The following is a 16700-nucleotide window of genomic DNA, read 5'->3' as shown; positions in this document are numbered from 1 at the left end:
CTAGGCGCCGCCGCCGAACCTCTGCCGCAGCTCGATCTTCCGGACCTTGCCGCTGACCGTCATGGGGAACTCGGTGAGGATCTCCACCCTGCGCGGGATCTTGTAGTGCGCGAGCCGGTCGCGGCAGAAGGCGGTGACCTCCTCCAGGGTCGGCGGGTCGGCCGGGTCGCGGGGGACGACGCAGGCCAGGATCTCCTCGCCGTAGCGCGCGTCGGGAACGCCGACGACCTGGACGTCGGCGATCTTGGCGTGCCCGTAGAGGAACTCCTCGATCTCGCGCGGGTAGACGTTCTCGCCGCCCCGGATGATCATGTCCTTGATCCGGCCGACGATCTGGACGTACCCGTCCTCCCGCATCACGGCGAGGTCGCCCGTGTGCATCCACCGGCCCGCGTCGATGACGTCGGCGGTCTTCTCCGGCTCGTCCCAGTAGCCGAGCATCACGCTGTAGCCGCGCGTGCGGAGTTCACCGGCCTCGCCGCGCGGGACGGTGATGCCGGTGGCCGGGTCGACGACCTTCACCTCGACGTGCGGCAGGACCCGGCCGACGGTTCCCGTACGCCGTTCCAGGTCGTCGTCGCGGCGGGTCTGGGTGGAGACGGGTGAGGTCTCCGTCATGCCGTAACAGATGGACACCTCGGCCATGTTCATCTCGGCGACGACCCGCTTCATCACTTCCACCGGGCACGGCGAGCCCGCCATGATCCCGGTGCGGAGCGAGGAGAGGTCGTACGACGCGAAGTCGGGGAGGCCGAGTTCGGCGATGAACATCGTCGGCACCCCGTAGAGCGAGGTGCAGCGCTCCTCCTGTACGGCCCTGAGGGTGGCGGCCGGGTCGAAGGAGGGGGCCGGGATGACCAGGCAGGCGCCGTGGGACGTGGCCGCCAGGTTGGCCATCACCATGCCGAAGCAGTGGCAGAACGGGACCGGGGCGCAGATCCGGTCCCGCTCCGTGTAGCCGATCATCTCCCCGACGAAGTAACCGTTGTTGAGGATGTTGTGGTGGGAGAGCGTGGCTCCCTTCGGGAAGCCGGTCGTGCCCGAGGTGTACTGGATGTTGACCGGTTCGTCGCAGGAGAGCGGCTCGGGGCGCACACCCCCCGCCGTACGGGCGAGGAACGCGTCCCAGCTGGGGTCGCCGAAGTAGACGACCTCCCTCAACTCCTCGCACTCTCCCTGTACTTCGCCGACCATGGCGCGGTAGTCGCTCGTCTTGTGGCGCAGCGAGGCGAAGAGGAGGGAGATCCCCGCCTGGTGGAGCACGTACGCCAACTCGCTCGACCGGTAGGCCGGGTTGATGGTGACCATGACGGCGCCGATGCGGGCGGTGGCGTACTGCACGAGGACCCACTCGGCGCAGTTGACCGCCCAGATCCCGACCCGGTCGCCCTTGCGGACGCCACTGCCGAGCAGCGCGTCCGCCAACCGGTCGACGTCGGCGCCGAACTGGGCGTAGGTCCAGCGCCGTCCGCCGGGTACGTCGACGAGCGCCTCGCGGTCGGGCCAGGCGGCGACGGCCCGGTCGAGGTTGGCCCCGATGGTGTCGCCGAGGAGGGGCGTCTCGGAGACGCCGTGCGCGTACGAGAGTTCCGTACCGGTCACGTGGCTCACGCGAGGTCCCCCTCGGCGTACTCCTTGCCGCCGCCCTCGGCGGTCAGGCGGCGCAGCTCGACCCGCCGGATCTTGCCGGAGACCGTCTTGGGCAGCTCGGCGAACTCGATGCGCCGGACCCGCTTGTAGGGCGCGAGGACCGCGCGCGAGTGGGCGAAGAGGACGCGGGCCGTCTCCTCGTCCGGCTCCCAGCCGGCCGCGAGGACGACGTACGCCTTCGGGACCGCGAGCCGCAGCGGGTCGGGGGCGGGGACGACGGCGGCCTCGGCGACGGCCTCGTGCTCCAGGAGCGCGCTCTCCAGCTCGAAGGGGCTGATCTTGTAGTCGGAGGCCTTGAAGACGTCGTCGGCGCGCCCGATGTACGTGATGTACCCCTCCGCGTCCCGGGATCCGATGTCACCGGTGCGGTAGTAGCCGCCCGCCATCGCCTCGGCCGTACGCTCCGGGTCGCCGTGGTACCCGGTCATGAGGCCCACCGGGTGGGCGGAGAGGTCGAGACAGATCTCGCCCTCGTCCACGTCCGGGCGGCCGGTGACCGGGTCGACGAGCGTGACGCGGTAGCCGGGGCTCGGGCGGCCCATGGAGCCTTCCTTGAGTGGCTGGCCGGGGCTGTTGGAGACCTGGACGGCGGTCTCGGTCTGGCCGAAGCCGTCCCGGATGGTGACGCCCCAGGCGCGCCGGACGGAGTCGATGACCTCGGGGTTGAGGGGCTCGCCGGCGGCGACGACCTCGCGGGGAGGGGTCGCGAGCTGCCCGAGGTCGGCCTGGATCAGCATCCGCCACACGGTCGGCGGGGCGCAGAAGCTGGTGACCCCGTGCTTGTCCATCTCGGCCATGAGGCGGGCGGGGTCGAAGCGCGTGTAGTTGTGGATGAAGACGGTCGCCTCCGCGTTCCACGGCGCGAAGAGGTTCGACCAGGCGTGCTTGGCCCAGCCGGGCGAGGAGATGTTGAGGTGCACGTCGCCGGGCTTGAGCCCGATCCAGAACATCGTCGCGAGGTGACCGACGGGGTACGAGGTGTGGGTCTGCTCGACGAGCTTGGGGCGCGCGGTGGTGCCGGAGGTGAAGTACAGCATCAGCGTGTCCTCGGCGAAGGTCACGCCGTCGGACACGAAGTCGGCGGACTCGCGGGCCGCGTGCTCGTACCCCAGCCAGGTCACGCCGTCGCCGCCGATCGCGATGCGCGTGTAGTCGCCGGGGACCTCGTCGAACTTCGCGATGTCCTCGGCGCGCACGATCACGTGGCGGGCGCGCCCGCGCTCGACGCGGTCGCGGAGGTCGGCGGGGCCGAGGAGCGGGGTGGCGGGGATGACGACGGCGCGCAGCTTCATCGCGGCGAGCATGGTCTCCCACAGCTCGACCTGGTTGCCCAGCATGACGACGATCCGGTCGCCGGCGCGGACGCCCTGGCCGCGCAGCCAGTTGGCGACGCGGTTGGAGCGGGCGGACATCTCGGCGAAGCCGACCTTCGTCTCGGAGCCGTCCTCCTCGACGATGTGGAGGGCGGTCCTGTCGTTGCCGGCGGCGATGACGTCGAACCATTCGAGCGCCCAGTTGAAGCGGTCGAAGCGGGGCCAGGTGAAGCCCTCGTACGCCGTCTCGTAGTCCTCGCGGTGCCGGAGCAGGAAGTCCCGGGCGGTCCGGAAGTCCTCGGTCCCGCCGGTCGGGCCGGTCGGATGGGTCACGCTCGCTGCCGTCATGTGTCGTTCTCCTCGTTGCGGGACCTGTCCCCGACATCGTGTAATCGGTGACTCAGGTCTCACTACCCCCGTTCGGGGGTGATGAAGGAGTGGTTCCGTGCCCGAGCAGAGGGAAACGGCGGAGTTGCGGGCGGCGCTGCTGCGGTTCCGCCGCGCCACCGGGCTGCCCGTGGTCTTCGGCGGTCTGCTCCACGAGGGGCTCTCGATGCGGATCGCCGAGATGAGCGGGGCGGTGACGCCCGCGCTGCACGGCCTGACGATCTCGGCGGGCTCCGGGCTCGGCGGGAAGTGCCTCGCGCTGTCGCGGCCGTGCGCGGTGACGGACTACCCGTCGGCGCGGCACATCACCCACGAGTACGACCTGCCGGTCTCGGCGGAGGGGCTGCGCTCGGTGATCGCGGTCCCCGTGGTCGTACGGCGCAAGGTGCGCGGGGTGCTGTACGGCGCGCTGCGCGAGTCCCTGCCGATCGGCGAACGGGTCTTCGACGCGGCGGTGGCGGCGGCCCGCGACGTCGAACAGGCACTCGCGGTACGGGACGAGGTGCGGCAGCAGGCGGCGGACCCGGCCACCGGGCCGTCCTGGGAAGAGGTCCGCCAGGCCTACGGCGAGCTGCGCGAACTGGCCCCGCGGGTCGTCGACCCGGCGGTCCGCGACCGCCTCCTCGCGGTCTGCGGCCGCCTGGAATCCGCCTCGGGCGCGGCCCCCTCCCTCCCCGGCGTCCTCCTCACCCCACGCGAGACGGACGTCCTCGCGGCGGTGGCCTCGGGAGCGACGAACGCGGTCGCGGCGGAGCGCCTCGGCCTGCGCCCGGAGACGGTGAAGGGCTATCTGCGCTCGGCGATGCGCAAGCTGGGCGCGCACACGAGGTTGGAGGCGGTGGTGGCGGCGAGGAGGGCGGGGGCGCTGCCGTGACCTGTCCTGATCAGCCGCGATCCGGCGTGATCAGCCGTGCTCTGGCGTGATCAGCCGCGCTCTGGCGTGATCAGCCGTCCTCGGGGTCGCGGTGGACAATGTCGTACGGGACATCCGACCGCCCGAGCAGGCGCAGGGTCCGTTCCGCCTCGGCGGTGAGCTCGGCGCGCTGGGCGCGGGTGGGACGGGCGAAGGGTTCGAGGGTGAGGGTGGTGCGGTCCTTGGCCTCGTCGAGGAACCAGAGCCCGGCGAGGAACCCGTCGAGCAGGAAGACGCGGTGGGCCTGGTTGCCGGTCCAGGTGCGGGAGCGGTGCGCGGCGGGGACGACGCGGGTGCGGTCGGCGTGCGAGAGCAGCAGGTTGTCGAACTCGGGGAGGAGGCGCGCCGGGGCGGGGGTGTCCTCGTCGGGGCGGGGCGCGTCGGGGAGGTCGAAGAGCTCGGTGCCGCGCTCGCTCCGGAAGACGAGGAGCCGGGGCCGGAGCCGCTCGAAGGCCTCGGCGAGTCCGGTGAGTCCGCACCAGGTCTGCATGTCCTTGACGGAGGCGGGCCCGAAGGCGCCGAGGTAGCGCAGGACGGTCGCGTCGAGGTCGGCGGCCTCCGGGGCGGCCCCGTCGAACCAGGCGTCGGTGGTGGTGAGGGCCACCTGTCCACCCCTCCCCCACAGCCCGCGCGGGGTGACCTGGACGAGCGACAGGAGGCAGCGGGCGGCCAGGGAGAGGGACTGGGGGTCGGCGTCGGGCCACTCCTTGAGCAGTTCCTCGCGGAGCTGCTTGGGCGTACGGGGCTTCTCCTCGACGAGCGCCCGGGAGACGGCGGCAAGCCGGTCGAGGTCGACGCCGTCGAGGCCGCCGCGAGAAACGAAGATCGCGAGCTCGCGGTCGATGGCACCGGGCTGGACGAGCCGCCGCAGAGCCACGGCGTCCCCGGCCGTGTGCGTGTGCACGGTCGACCGCATGGTCACGATGCGGGCGACGGCCCGGGACTCCATGAGCCCGGACAGCTCCTCGGGCCGGAAGCCGTCGAGACGGGCGGCGAGGGCGTAGTAGGGAGGCTTGGTGTTCTGCGCCTGGAGCCCGAGCAGGTGGGCCACGGCGTCCTCGGCGGCGAGGGAGGTGCGGCGGAGCAGGAGCTGCCGGTCGAGGGTGGCGCGGTTGAGGGCGCGGGGGCTGAGGGTGGGGTGGTTCGCCGTGGTGACCATGGGGAGACGCTACGACGGCAGGTACGGAAGCCGCGCGTCCACGAGCTCCCGGACACTCCCGTATACCCTGCCGAAGACGCCCAAATCCCCCCTTGGACCGCCGGACAGGCCCTACACCGCCCGCAACCGGGAACGCAGAGGAGCCGAGACACGTGCCCGACCGCCCGGACCGCTCCGACCGCCGCCCCCGGGCGGCCTGGCGCCGCCACCCGGAGCCGCCACAGCCGGACCCCGACACGCCCCCGCCCGCCGCCGCGCGACAGAGCGTCGTCCAGGCGAGCCTCTACCGGGAGGGCCGCCGGGTGGCGTCCCCCGCGACCCTCGCGGACACGTTCCGCCAGCTGCGCGAACACCCCGACGGCATGGCCTGGATCGGCCTGCAACGCCCGACCGAGGCGGAACTCCACTCCTTGGCGGCCGAGTTCGACCTGCACGAACTGGCGGTGGAGGACGCGCTCGAAGCCCACCAGCGCCCGAAGCTGGAACGGTACGGCGACACGCTCTTCGTGGTCCTGCGCGCGGCCCGCTACCTGGACGCGCAGGAGGAGGTCGACTTCGGCGAACTGCACCTCTTCGTCGGCCCTGACTTCCTCATCACGGTCCGCCACGGCGCGGCCCCCGACCTCTCCTCGGTCCGCCGCCGCATGGAGGAGAACCCCGACCTCCTCGCCCTCGGCCCGGAGGCCGTCCTGTACGCGATCCTCGACGCGGTGGTCGACGGCTACGCACCGGTCGTCGCGGGCGTCCAGAACGACATCGACGAGATCGAGACGGAGGTCTTCGGCGGCGACCCGGCGGTCTCCCGCCGCATCTACGAACTCTCCCGCGAAATGGTCGAGTTCCAGCGCGCCACCCGCCCCCTGGTCGGCATGCTCCACGGCCTGATGGCCGGCTTCGCCAAGTACGGCACGGACGAGGAACTCCAGCGCTACCTCCGCGACGTCGCCGACCACGTCACCCACACCAGCGAACGCGTGGACGGCTTCCGCCAGGCCCTCGCCGACATCCTCACGGTCAACGCCACCCTGGTCACCCAACAACAGAACGCGGAGATGCGCGCCCTGGCGGAGGCCGGCTTCGAACAGAACGAGGAGATCAAGAAGATCTCGTCGTGGGCGGCCATCCTCTTCGCACCCACACTCGTGGGAACGATCTACGGCATGAACTTCGACCACATGCCGGAGCTGCACTGGGCGGGCGGGTATCCGTTCGCGGTGCTACTTATGGCGGTGGTGTGCGTGAGCCTGTACGTGGTCTTCAAGAGGAAGGACTGGTTGTAGCAGAGGCCCAGGGCATCTGATCAACTTCACAAGTGCGAACACTCGGGAGGAGGTTTTCCGTGCCTCTGGGGAGAATCTGGGGAGAATGCGCGGCGCTGGGGAGTGGACGCTTGCTGTCCTCTCCTGCGGCTCTGCGGCACGACGGGCACGTCCCAAAGGCAGGGTCGAGGATCAGTGGTCACCAAGGGTGTCGGGCGAAGCCCTGCGGGCCATCGCCTGACTGCTGTTGACTTCCAAGCGGGGCATCGCAGACAGGGAGGGTCTGTTGGAACCGAGGAGTGCTGCGGCTGCGGGAAGGGACTTCCCGTACACCGCAAGTACGACGTGCTACATCGAGGTCCACGAAGACGGCAGGGTGACACACGGGGATGACCGGGCCGCCTACGAACGGGCCCTGGCCGGCAGTTCGCGGCTCTTCGCGGTCTGGCCCGGTGAGTGGTCCAGCCATCTGTTCGTGATCGACGACCTGGACGAGTACGCCAAGGCCCACGGCATCAAGCACGACGCGGTGCGGACCGGCCTCGAGGAACACGTCCACGAGGTGCGGTGGGAGGAGACCTCGTACGGGAACGACAATCCCCGCAGCCCGTATCTGAGCATCGACGTCTCGCTGGACTGCGGCTGCACGATCCAGAACATCCGAACCTTCGCGGCCCAGATGAAGGCACAGAGGGGATGGGACGTCGCCACCAGCGTCGGCTGGGGCAGCAGCAGTGGACCTGAGGGAACGAAGTACGGAGTGCGGGTCCGCCGCAAGAGCCTCACCAGCTGAACTCGGCAGGCAGCCCAACGACAGCGGGGGCACAGCGTGTGCTGTGCCCCCGCTCGCTCACGCCAAGGTGAGGTTCTCCGGGACGTGCTCGGGGACCACGCCGAGCAGCGCGTCGACAGCTACCCTGCCCTTGCCGCCGGCCTGGGGCATGAAGTGGGCGTAGTGGTCGAGGGTGATGGTCGAGCTGGAGTGGCCGAGCCATCGGGCGAGGGTGACCACGGACTCACCGGCTTCGAGGATGATCGAGGCGTACGTGTGCCGGAGAACGTGGAAGCCGTCCTTGCGGGACGCCTTCCAGCGCCCGCCCTTCTCCCGCACGGGGATGGCCCCGGCTTTCGCGAGCGCGGGCTTCCACACCTAGACGTTGAAGATGTTCGCCCGGATGGCGTTCCCGTACGTCGTGGTCAGGACGAGCGGGAAGGCTCGCCTCTCCCGCTCGGGCTCCGGTCCGCCCCAAGGCAGCTCGACCTCCACGGCCGGACACTGCAGGAAATAGACGGCCAGCTCTGCGGCGACCGAGCGGGCATGTCGACGACGCGGGTCTTCCCACCCTCGGGCAGCGTGAAGTACAAGCGACCATTGAGCAGTTGCACCTGCCGTCGCACGCGGATGACACCGCGCTCGAAGTCGATGTCCTGCGGGAGGTGCCAGAGTTTCTGCCATGCCTCCTCATCGCTGGACGGCGATCGCAGAACCCGCTCGAGAACGGGCGGAACCTCGTCGTACGGCCCGCGCCCGTAACTCGGCAACTGCCATTCGATCATCCGCCGATTCAAGCACGGGCCGCACGGGTCCGAATCGGAGAGATCGTGCATCCTGACCGGATGACGCAGACCGGAGTCGAACATGTGAAGGTGCACTTCCGCCTTGAGACGGACGGTGATTGGCCGCCCGCCTCAGTAGAGAGTCTGTGGGCTCTCGACCGAAGCGATGGCACTGTGCGGCTCGACAACACTCCTTGGTTCGTACGCGGCGTGGCGTGCGGAGACGTCCTCACCACCGAACCCGACGAGGACGGCGTTCACTGGGCGGGCCAGGTGGTCTCGCCGTCGCAGAACTGCACCATCCGGCTGATCGTGCTGCATGACCAGGGATCTGGCCCGGCGCGGCAAAGCGTTCTGAACGCCTTCGCGGAACTGGGAATGGGTGGAGAAGGGATCGAGCGGTTCGGCATGGTCGCTCTCGATGTGCCGCCGGAGGTAGACCTCGCAAAGGTCCAGCGGCTCCTCGATCACGGCGTGGCCCAGGAGTGGTGGGACATGGAAGAGGGCTGCATCACCGACGCCTGGCGGGCAGCACGGGCCCGATGAGATGCGCGCGCTCCGGTCACCCGCCGACAGTGTCAGCACAAGTCCCGTCCGGGCAGAGGCAGAGCGGCCTGCGTCGCATCCGCCGGGCCGCCTCTTCGAGCCCAGCCCGCTCCTGGGCTCGGCGGGAGGTATCCGGGGCCGTGAAACTGCGCTCCTACGTTCCGCCGGCCGATCAGAGCGACGGGAAGCAGCGTCACATAGGCGGCAGTCCGCTTGAACGTCACCGCTCAGTAGTCGAATGCGTCGAGGTGCCGGCGCAGCAGGTCACCGATGTCTTCGCGGCCCCCTTCGACTGGCAGCAGCGAGGGAGTGTCCTCGCCGTTCGCCATGGCGAGGCTGCTGGCGAAGCGCACGAGGTTGGGCGCCGGAGCGAAGGAGTCGCGCAGCCAGACGGCGAAGACGCCGGCTTCGTCCGCGGTCACGTCGGTGAGGGTGATGTAGGCGTAGTCGGGCTCGGTGATGGCCGCGGTGCCGTCCAGCCACACGTCCGGCGCCAGCTCGATCTCGAAGTCCAGCACCGTCATCTCGTGGACGCCGGACCGCCGGTGCCCGATGGTGGGGTCGGGAAATGCCTCTCGCAGCGCCCGCTCCAGGGAGTCCAGCGTGGCGTGCCAGGCTCCGCCGTTCCCCTCGGGGGGATAGAAGGCGAAGTTCGTCCGGATGTTTCGTTCCGTGGCCATGCTCTTCCTTGTTCTCAGGGGACGTACCGCGTCGAGCCGGGCGTGCCCGTCATCGCCATCATGGACTGCCAGTAGACGGCGTTGTCCCGCCCGTTCGTCACGATCTCCAGGCCCCGGATCTCGCTGTTGGCAGGGTTGGCCATGGCTTGTTTGTAGCGGACGAGCTCCTTCTCGTCACCCGCGTACATGGAGTCGACGACGGGGTCCCATGAGATCTTCCCTTGATTGTTGATCTTGACGGGCTTCGCCAGTGTTTCCTCGACTCGGTCGAGAGTGCGGAAGCTTTTCTTCGTGCAGTCCGGGTCCCGTACGTGCTTCGCTTCGACGAGGTGGCCGTCGAGGGGGCGTATGCCGTCCACCATGAGCCCGCGCTTGCTCCCGAGCAACGGCACCTCGCGCTCGGGGTAGCCGGCCACGCGAAGCTGGTAGGCATTGTCCGGGGCCGCCGGGCCGGAGGGTATTCACCCACGCGCGGAACTGCTGCTGCTCTGCCGCGGTGAGCAGACGGGTCGTCCCAGGGACCGGCGGAATCGGGTCGACGAAGGAGATTCCCGGGTCGACGGGGTTGATCATCGGAGCCAGGGCCGGCATCTGCCCGGTGTACGACGCGAGGACGACCGGGACAGGTACGGGCACCGGCGCGGGAATGAGCGGCGGCAGGAACGGGAGTCCCGGGACGGCGGGCGCCGCTGGCGGATCGGCCGCGGGGAGCTTGATTCGTGTGGCGGACGAGTCCAGTGCATGGCCCACGGAGCCGAGGTCCCGGATCCAGGAGTCCCCGAGCACGGCATCGAGCAGTCCGCCGTCGTATCCGTTGCCCCCGAACATCGGCTGGTCCCAGGGCATGTCGACCTCGAAGAGGTCCATCCTGCGCTCGGCGATCTTCCCCTTGGCAGCCTCCACGTGCTCGGCGTACCGGTCGCACGCCTTGGCTATCTGCGTGCAGGCAGCGACGAGATTCGTCACCAGCGGCTCGCCTTCCTCCGCCTTCGCCGGCGGGCAGGTGAGGCCGACGCTGTGCTTGACGTACGTCTGGAAGGCGTCGGCGGCCTCGCCGGAGTGAGCCTTGCCCGCGGTGAGGGCGTACGCCTGCGCGTCCTCCAGGAAGCGTTGCATGAGCACCCCGGCGTGGCGCCAGGAGCCAGCGACGTCCCGGATCTTCTCCGGCGAGCCACGGAAGCGGTCACTGCCGCCGCCGGGGGCGTACTGCTCGTACCAGGCGGTCTCCCCCACCACCTCGGGGAGCTCCTGGCCCAGCCCGAGGTAGTTCTCGGTGCAGTCGGCGCCGGGGTCGCCCATTCCCGCCGTGAGGTCGGCCTGCCGTCCCAGAAAGGCAGAGACTTGTCGGCTTTCCTCGGCCATGAACTCGCGGGCGTTGCGCATCAGCCCCTTGCTCGTCTCGCCCAGGACGTAGGAGCTGAAGCCCATCTTGTCGAGCGTCGCGGAGGCTGCCGAGACGTACACCTTGGCAAAGGCTCGCCCGGCGTCGTCGTCCCCTGCCATCCCGCGTTGCCGCGCCAGTTCGTGTCCCACGGCGATAGCCGTGTCACGCGCTCCCCGCATCGTGTCGAGAAGCCCCATGGAGCCGCGGATCATTCCCTCCGCGATGAACTTGACGTCCGGAGCAAGACCGGCCACCGTCGCACCCCCTTGCAGACGTGAATCGTCAACCTATCTTAGGCGGATGCCATCGTCTGGGTGGTGTCAGCTGGTCGGCTCATTGCTGTCGGCAAAGAGGCGGAAACCGAGCAGTGGCACCACGTCCAGGTCGACGTCCTCGGGGGCGGGCCGGCCTTCCAGAAGGAAGCCGAAGAAGTCGCGCAGGGCTTCGTTGCCCAGTTCCAGGGGGTGGAAGGGCAGCGCGTACGGCTCCTCGTCCCAGTCCGGGTCGAACTCCACGGGACGGTCACCCGCCCAGTAGGGCATCTCGAAGGGGAACGGGTCGCCGATGTTCTCCACGATGCCACCGTCCGGGGAGAGGCTCAGCGAGCGGCAGAGACGGCCGTCCTCCCAGACCGCGAAGGCGAGCCAGTCCGAGACGCTGTGCATCGCGTGCAGGATCACGCGGCGTCCCGTTGCCGGTTCCAGAAGGTGCGCCGGCAGCTCCGACGGGCGGTCGAACATCAGGCGCCGGTCGCAGACCATGTCCACGCCCGTGAAGCTCGCCGCGTACGTGAGGCCGTCCGGCGGGTACGTCGCCTCTCCCAGGACCTCACCCTCCGTCGGCTCCGCACGACAGCCCGGGAAGACTCGGGCGATCAGTGCCGCCGTGTCCTCGGCTGTCGGCTCACCGGCCGCCTTCAGCACCGAGGCCACATCTCCGTCCGCGTACGCCAGTAGCGCCGTCTTCGCTCCCATGCTCCGTACGCCATCTGGAGCCACCGACAGTCCAGCCGTCCCGAAAACGCCCGAAGTCTTCGGCGGCGCCCGGCTACCGGCCGCATCCGCGCAGGTCAGAGCCGCCCAACGCCCCCACCCACCCAGTGCCTTCTAAGCACTGGCCCGGCACGCTTCCTCGTCCACTACATGGACGGTGGCGACCCTCGGCCGGACGGGCCACGGAACGCACGCCAGGGCGAGCCGGTTGCGGTGGATCTGGCCTACGACATCGCCAGGGACGGCACGGTGGTGCGACGCAGCCGAAGAGGAGCGCCGGGTGCGCGTCGCCATCCCAGCCAGCTGGCACTTTCACACGATGCGAAACCGCCGCACCGGCCGGGAATCGCAGGGCCCGTCAGGCTCCGCTGAAGATGGACGGATGCCCTGTTCTATCGAGCACCACCCGTGAAGGCTCACCGACCGTGCTGGCGGAGTAGATCGTCGCGGCCGGGTCGAAGGGCTTGCTCAGACCACGCTGCGTGCCGCTGAGGATGGCCGGATCTCGTCAGACGATCGGCTCACGACCACGTTGAGCCTGCCGACCATCGGCCATTCATTGCATGTGACAACCACCAGGTGGATAGGCTGCGGCGCAGCAGCGGGCAGGCGATCGGACCGGGCGGATCGGGGGCGGTAGGTGGGATGGCGCGAGGAGATCTCCTCGGCACTCGGCGAGTGGATCGCCGTCGAAGGAGGTGCGGGCAAGCAGCCACGCTGGCAGCTCGTCGGGCGGGCGGCCCGAGGCGGTGATCCGGGCCGGTATGTGGTCGATCTCCGAGGCTCCGACATCGGACCGGACCAGCTGGACTCCCTGAGGCTGGCCGGACCGGACAACGACGGCATCGAGACCAAGGGATTCGCTGTCTCCGAAGCCGTGCAGAACGGCTCCCTGCTCACACTGCTGGTACCGGAGTTCGCCGAGATTGCCGACCCTCACCTGTGGATGCTCAAGCAGCCGCCCACCTTCCTGATCGAGGCCCTGCGTGACGGCATCGCGGGGCTGGGTGAACATCCCCTCGCCACTGCTCTCGCGACCGCGACGATCGGCGGCCCCTCGACCCACGCCGTCGACCCGCCGGGTTTCCATCCTGCCCAGGCGGACGCCTACCGAGCATGCCTCGGCGAAGGCGTCCACTTGGTGTGGGGGCCACCGGGCACAGGGAAGACCACCGTCCTCAAACGGGCCATCGGCGACCTGATCGCTCAGGGCCAGCGTGTGCTGCTGGTATCAGCGACGAACATCGCTGTGGACAACGCCCTGCTGGGGGTGGTGCGGGAGAAGCGCCACGAGTTCGGTGACATCGTCCGGGTGGGGCCGCCTCACCTGCGCGAGGTGGCCGAGGACCCATCCGTGTCCCTGCCCCTGATGGTTCGGGCCCGGCTGACGGAGGCAGCGGCCCGGCGTGCGGAACTCGAGGCCGAACTCGTCTCCATCAGAGACCGGGCCGAGCAGTTGACGGTGCTGGAAAGCCGACTTGCGGGATTCGACGCCCCGTCGTACTTCGCGGCGCTGAAGTTTGTACGGACGCCCGGACAGAACGTGGCGGCGGCGCGAGCCCGGGTGACCGAGGCGGAAGAGCGGCTCAGCCGAGCGGTCCGACACCTAGACCGCCTCGGGGAGGCCATCGGGACAGCACACGCACGTCAGAGGGCCGCGGACGCGGCGAAGAACCGCTGGCGCGAAGTCGACGACCTCTCGGAGGAGATCACCCGCGTGCGGGAAGCGGCGGAGAACAGCGAGGCCGACGCCCTACTCGCGGACGACTACCGTCGCTCCCTGGAGCTGAGACTGAAGGAACTTGAGTCGAAGGGCGCCGTCGGCAGGTGGCGACAGCGCGACACGATCACCGCCCTTCAGGGCGAGCTGGTGAACGCCCGCCGGGCGGCCACCGACGCCCGTGTAGCAGCACAGGAGGCCCGTGCCACCGCGACCGCGCACATCGCCCGTATCGGTGCCCGAGTCAACGCACTGGTCGAGACGATACCGCTCACCCGGGACCAGATCTCCCGGCTCGAAGCCGACGCCATGTCGCTCCTAGCCGAGAGTAAGCAAGCTGAACAGCAGGCGCTCACCCTGGAGCAAGAGGCGATCCAAGCCTCCGAGACCGCCACCCGCGCCCGGCAGGCCCATGACCTGGCCGAACAGGCAGCCAAGCGAGGCTGGCCGGCCCAGCATGATCGGGCCGAACAGCTACGTCCCGCCGTTACCGCCGACCGCACCCGCCGCCCGGAACTCGAGAAGCGGTACGAGCTGGCGCAGGAAGAATACGAGCGACTCGCCCGCAACGCTCAGGGCGAGATCATTAAGTCGGCCAAGCTGGTCGCCACGACCCTGGCCCGGTTTCGCACCAACCGGACGGTCTTCGAGGGGCCGTACGACGTGGTCCTCGTCGACGAGGCGGGGGCCGCAACTCTCCCCGAGGTCCTGCTCGCCACTGGCAAAGCAGACCGGGCGGCCGTCCTGCTCGGGGACTTCATGCAGCTCGGGCCGGTGATCCCGCCGGCCCTCGGCAACAGCGATCGCCCCGACATCAAAAGGTGGTTGCATCCGGACGTCTTCCAGCACTGCGGTATCCACGAACCGTCGGACGCCCAGGCGCACCCGTCATGCGTCACGCTCACCGAGCAGCACCGTTTCGGCCCCGCCGTCATGCGTCTGGCCAACGACCTTGCGTACGGCGGTGTCCTCACGGGCGGCCCCCAGGTGCTGCGGGAGAGGCCGGACAACGACCCCGAGATCGTCCTCATCGACACCGACGGCCTGGACGAGCTGGCTCGCGCCCACCTGACCGGCAGCCGCAAAGGGTGGTGGCCTGCCGGGTCGCTCATCGCTCGGGCGCTGGTGGAGCTCCACCGCGAACAGGGCGAGGAGGCTGGCATCGTCACTCCGTACGGTGTCCAGGCCGACGCCACCCTGGAGGCGCTGCGCGACGTCGAAAGCGCGGGGCGCCCACTCGCGGAGGTCGGTACAGCCCACCGGTTCCAGGGCCGGGAGTTCGACGTCGTCGTCTTCGACACGGTGGAAGGCAGCGGCGACAGCCGCGAGCTGTGGATGGCCCTCGCTCACCGACAGCCGGGGGCCGACGCCTGGCACCGCAACGGCATCCGCCTGTTCAATGTGGCAGTGACCCGGACGAAGACCCGGCTGTACGTCGTCGCCGGCGGAGCCCGCGTCAGGAACGCCAAACCCGGCACGGCCCTGGCCCGGCTCGCCGCACTGATCGGATCCCCAGGCGTGCGGGTCCTGAAGGCCAAGCACCTCATCGCTCCGCCGACGGCCCCGGTCCCGCTCCGCGGTGAGTTCGGCACGGCTCTGGCGGAGGTGCTGGGGCGGCACGTGGAGGTGACCGACGTCCACGACGAGACGACCTTCTACGACACCTTCGCCGAGGAGATCAACCGAGCAGAGCACTCTCTGTGGCTCTGGGCGCCATGGGTCGCAAAGCGGCTCCGCTCTCTGTTGCCCGCTCTCGCGGCTGCCGCCGACCGGGGCGTACGGATCACCGTCTTCATCCGCGACGACACCGACCAGTTGCAACGCAAGCCCGCGAGCCAGACACTGATCGCGGATCTTCGCGCCGTGGCCCACACGGTGATCCCGATGAACGTCATGCACCAGAAGATCGCGGTCTTCGACGAGCAGACTGTGCTGCTCGGCAGCCTGAACGCTCTGTCCCAAAGCTGGACGCGGGAGGTGATGGTCGCAATGCGCGGCGCGCACTTCGCCCGCAAGCTGCTCGCACACGAGCACGCCGAGACCTTCGCCCGCCCCCCGAAGTGCGGCCGGTGCCAGGGCACAGAGATCGAGATCCGGCGGCGGAAGAACGGCAACTGGTTCTGGCGCTGCTACGCCACCGCGTGCAAGACGTCCCCTTCCGGGCGTTCCAACGCCTGGACCCAGGACATACGCCTACGGGGCAGCCACTAAATCCCCTCCGATCGGCACTCACTGATCGCTTCAGAATGGGTTGAGCCGTGGGTCATGGGGGTGGGTGACCACGCTACTGCCATCCGCTCCCGAACGACGCTGTCGGCATCCCGGCAGCTGAGCGTTCCGGACAGGACGACTCTCGTCGGCATCACGTACGTGCTGCGGACCGGCGTCGCCCGGCGCGATGTCCTGGCCGAAGCCGTGGGCTGCTCCGGTGTGACGGCCTGGCGTCGGCTGCGGGACTGGACCGAGGTCGGCGTGGGACGCACCTACACGCCGGCCTTCTGACCGAACTGCGCCTCTCGGAATCGTTGGGCCTGGACGAGTGTGCCGTGGACGGGTCGCACGTCCGGCCCCAGAAACGAGGGCGACCGATGCGCCCGGGGCGTGTTTGTGCGTGTTGGTCAGTACCCCCTGCGCCACGCAGAAAGGGGCCACGCCAGCCCCTCCAGCTCGGACACGACGGGCATGCCGAAGAGGTCCCAGATGCCCACGTGCTCGTACGGGTTGAACGGATCGAGGCCGAAGCTGTTGGAAAGCAACGCGAGCCGGTGACCGGCGGCTCGCGCGGCCCGCGCGAGTGCGACCACCGACGCGCGGCGGAACGTCGCCCCAGGCCCGCCCCACCAGGTTCACGGGGTCCACGTGCTCCCCCAGCAGCGCCGCCGCTCCTTCATTCCACTCGGCCTGCCCGATCTCCCCGATCTCCAGCACCGCGTACAAGCGCCACCCCTCGGGATGGTCGTTGAGGGTCGCCCGCCATGTCCCCCCGGCTCCAGCCCTTCGGACACGCACCAGGGTCGGTGGACCTCGATGGGACTGGCGGTGAGCACCCCCGCGAAATCCAGGATCAGCCCCAGCCGCCCATCCCCGTCAGCCCTGTTCCCGCGCACCATCCGGCGTTGGCCCTTCTGAGATCGGACGAC

At 69.6% G+C, this 16700-nt stretch carries 13 protein-coding genes and 2 pseudogenes; 7 read left to right on the top strand and 8 right to left on the bottom strand.

Going from position 1 to position 16700, the window contains the following annotated elements; genetic code table 11:
- Positions 1–1611, bottom strand: coding sequence for an AMP-binding protein (locus tag ACFC0Z_RS16200; protein WP_376437699.1), 1611 nt, complete (start codon positions 1609–1611; stop codon positions 1–3).
- Positions 1608–3311, bottom strand: coding sequence for an AMP-binding protein (locus tag ACFC0Z_RS16195; RefSeq protein ID WP_376437696.1), 1704 nt, complete (start codon positions 3309–3311; stop codon positions 1608–1610). The genes ACFC0Z_RS16200 and ACFC0Z_RS16195 overlap by 4 nt, the downstream gene beginning before the upstream one ends.
- 97 nt (positions 3312–3408) lie before the next feature.
- On the opposite strand from ACFC0Z_RS16195, the gene ACFC0Z_RS16190 reads away from it, so the two are divergent.
- Positions 3409–4224 carry a response regulator transcription factor gene (locus ACFC0Z_RS16190; protein WP_376437693.1) on the top strand — a complete coding sequence of 272 codons (816 nt, stop codon included), beginning with the start codon at positions 3409–3411 and terminating at the stop codon, positions 4222–4224.
- 70 nt (positions 4225–4294) lie between these two features.
- Here ACFC0Z_RS16190 and ACFC0Z_RS16185 read toward each other — a convergent pair whose 3' ends face one another.
- Positions 4295–5422 (bottom strand): winged helix DNA-binding domain-containing protein, encoded by a 1128-nt coding sequence (locus tag ACFC0Z_RS16185; protein ID WP_376437690.1) that lies wholly within the window; start codon positions 5420–5422, stop codon positions 4295–4297.
- A 152-nt stretch (positions 5423–5574) separates the two neighbouring features.
- On the opposite strand from ACFC0Z_RS16185, the gene ACFC0Z_RS16180 reads away from it, so the two are divergent.
- On the top strand, positions 5575–6702 hold the full coding sequence (locus ACFC0Z_RS16180; protein ID WP_376437687.1) for a magnesium and cobalt transport protein CorA: 1128 nt from the start codon (positions 5575–5577) through the stop codon (positions 6700–6702).
- Positions 6703–7057: 355 nt separating this feature from the next.
- On the top strand, positions 7058–7474 hold the full coding sequence (locus ACFC0Z_RS16175; protein WP_376437684.1) for a hypothetical protein: 417 nt from the start codon (positions 7058–7060) through the stop codon (positions 7472–7474).
- A 57-nt stretch (positions 7475–7531) separates the two neighbouring features.
- On the opposite strand, the gene ACFC0Z_RS16170 is transcribed toward ACFC0Z_RS16175, so the two are convergent.
- On the bottom strand, positions 7532–7831 hold the full coding sequence (locus tag ACFC0Z_RS16170; protein WP_376437681.1) for a tyrosine-type recombinase/integrase: 300 nt from the start codon (positions 7829–7831) through the stop codon (positions 7532–7534).
- 467 nt (positions 7832–8298) lie between these two features.
- Here ACFC0Z_RS16170 and ACFC0Z_RS16165 point away from each other — a divergent pair, with 467 nt between their 5' ends.
- Positions 8299–8784 carry a DUF4265 domain-containing protein gene (locus ACFC0Z_RS16165; RefSeq protein ID WP_376437678.1) on the top strand — a complete coding sequence of 162 codons (486 nt, stop codon included), beginning with the start codon at positions 8299–8301 and terminating at the stop codon, positions 8782–8784.
- A gap of 227 nt (positions 8785–9011) precedes the next feature.
- Here the strand turns inward: ACFC0Z_RS16165 and ACFC0Z_RS16160 are convergent, their stop codons facing one another.
- Entirely contained in the window at positions 9012–9464 is a 453-nt protein-coding gene (locus tag ACFC0Z_RS16160) for a hypothetical protein (protein WP_376437675.1), read from the bottom strand.
- Positions 9465–9478: 14 nt separating this feature from the next.
- Positions 9479–9856, bottom strand: a complete 378-nt coding sequence (locus ACFC0Z_RS16155; protein WP_376437998.1) for a restriction endonuclease fold toxin-2 domain-containing protein — start codon at positions 9854–9856, stop codon at positions 9479–9481.
- Between the two features lie 349 nt (positions 9857–10205).
- Here ACFC0Z_RS16155 and ACFC0Z_RS16150 point away from each other — a divergent pair, with 349 nt between their 5' ends.
- Complete coding sequence (locus ACFC0Z_RS16150; protein ID WP_376437673.1) at positions 10206–11126, top strand: hypothetical protein; 921 nt, start codon at positions 10206–10208, stop codon at positions 11124–11126.
- Positions 11127–11168: 42 nt separating this feature from the next.
- Here the strand turns inward: ACFC0Z_RS16150 and ACFC0Z_RS16145 are convergent, their stop codons facing one another.
- The gene (locus tag ACFC0Z_RS16145) at positions 11169–11822 is read right to left on the bottom strand and encodes a DUF6928 family protein (protein ID WP_376437670.1); all 654 of its coding nucleotides are present in this window, start codon (positions 11820–11822) and stop codon (positions 11169–11171) included.
- A 658-nt stretch (positions 11823–12480) separates the two neighbouring features.
- Here ACFC0Z_RS16145 and ACFC0Z_RS16140 point away from each other — a divergent pair.
- Positions 12481–15771: an AAA domain-containing protein gene (locus ACFC0Z_RS16140; RefSeq protein ID WP_376437668.1), complete on the top strand. Its 3291-nt coding sequence runs from the start codon at positions 12481–12483 to the stop codon at positions 15769–15771.
- Positions 15772–15826: 55 nt separating this feature from the next.
- A pseudogene (locus tag ACFC0Z_RS16135) lies at positions 15827–16166 on the top strand (transposase); the annotation flags it as partial.
- A 39-nt stretch (positions 16167–16205) separates the two neighbouring features.
- On the opposite strand, the pseudogene ACFC0Z_RS16130 reads toward ACFC0Z_RS16135, so the two are convergent.
- Positions 16206–16670, bottom strand: a pseudogene (locus ACFC0Z_RS16130) (HAD family phosphatase); the annotation flags it as partial.
- Between the last annotated feature and the right edge of the window lie 30 nt (positions 16671–16700).

Origin of the sequence: Streptomyces sp. NPDC056144 (assembly GCF_042264145.1) — a bacterium.
Classification (GTDB): Bacteria; Actinomycetota; Actinomycetes; order Streptomycetales; family Streptomycetaceae; genus Streptomyces.
This window is presented reverse-complemented; position numbering and strand designations above follow the sequence as displayed.

Excerpts from the sequence above, each read along its gene's own strand:
- ACFC0Z_RS16195 (WP_376437696.1), bottom strand. The coding sequence starts at position 3,311 with ATGACGGCAGCGAGCGTGACCCATCCGACCGGCCCGACCGGCGGGACC.
- ACFC0Z_RS16185 (WP_376437690.1), bottom strand. The coding sequence starts at position 5,422 with ATGGTCACCACGGCGAACCACCCCACCCTCAGCCCCCGCGCCCTCAAC.
- ACFC0Z_RS16165 (WP_376437678.1), top strand. The coding sequence starts at position 8,299 with ATGACGCAGACCGGAGTCGAACATGTGAAGGTGCACTTCCGCCTTGAG.
- ACFC0Z_RS16160 (WP_376437675.1), bottom strand. The coding sequence starts at position 9,464 with ATGGCCACGGAACGAAACATCCGGACGAACTTCGCCTTCTATCCCCCC.
- ACFC0Z_RS16150 (WP_376437673.1), top strand. The coding sequence starts at position 10,206 with ATGGCCCACGGAGCCGAGGTCCCGGATCCAGGAGTCCCCGAGCACGGC.
- ACFC0Z_RS16145 (WP_376437670.1), bottom strand. The coding sequence starts at position 11,822 with ATGGGAGCGAAGACGGCGCTACTGGCGTACGCGGACGGAGATGTGGCC.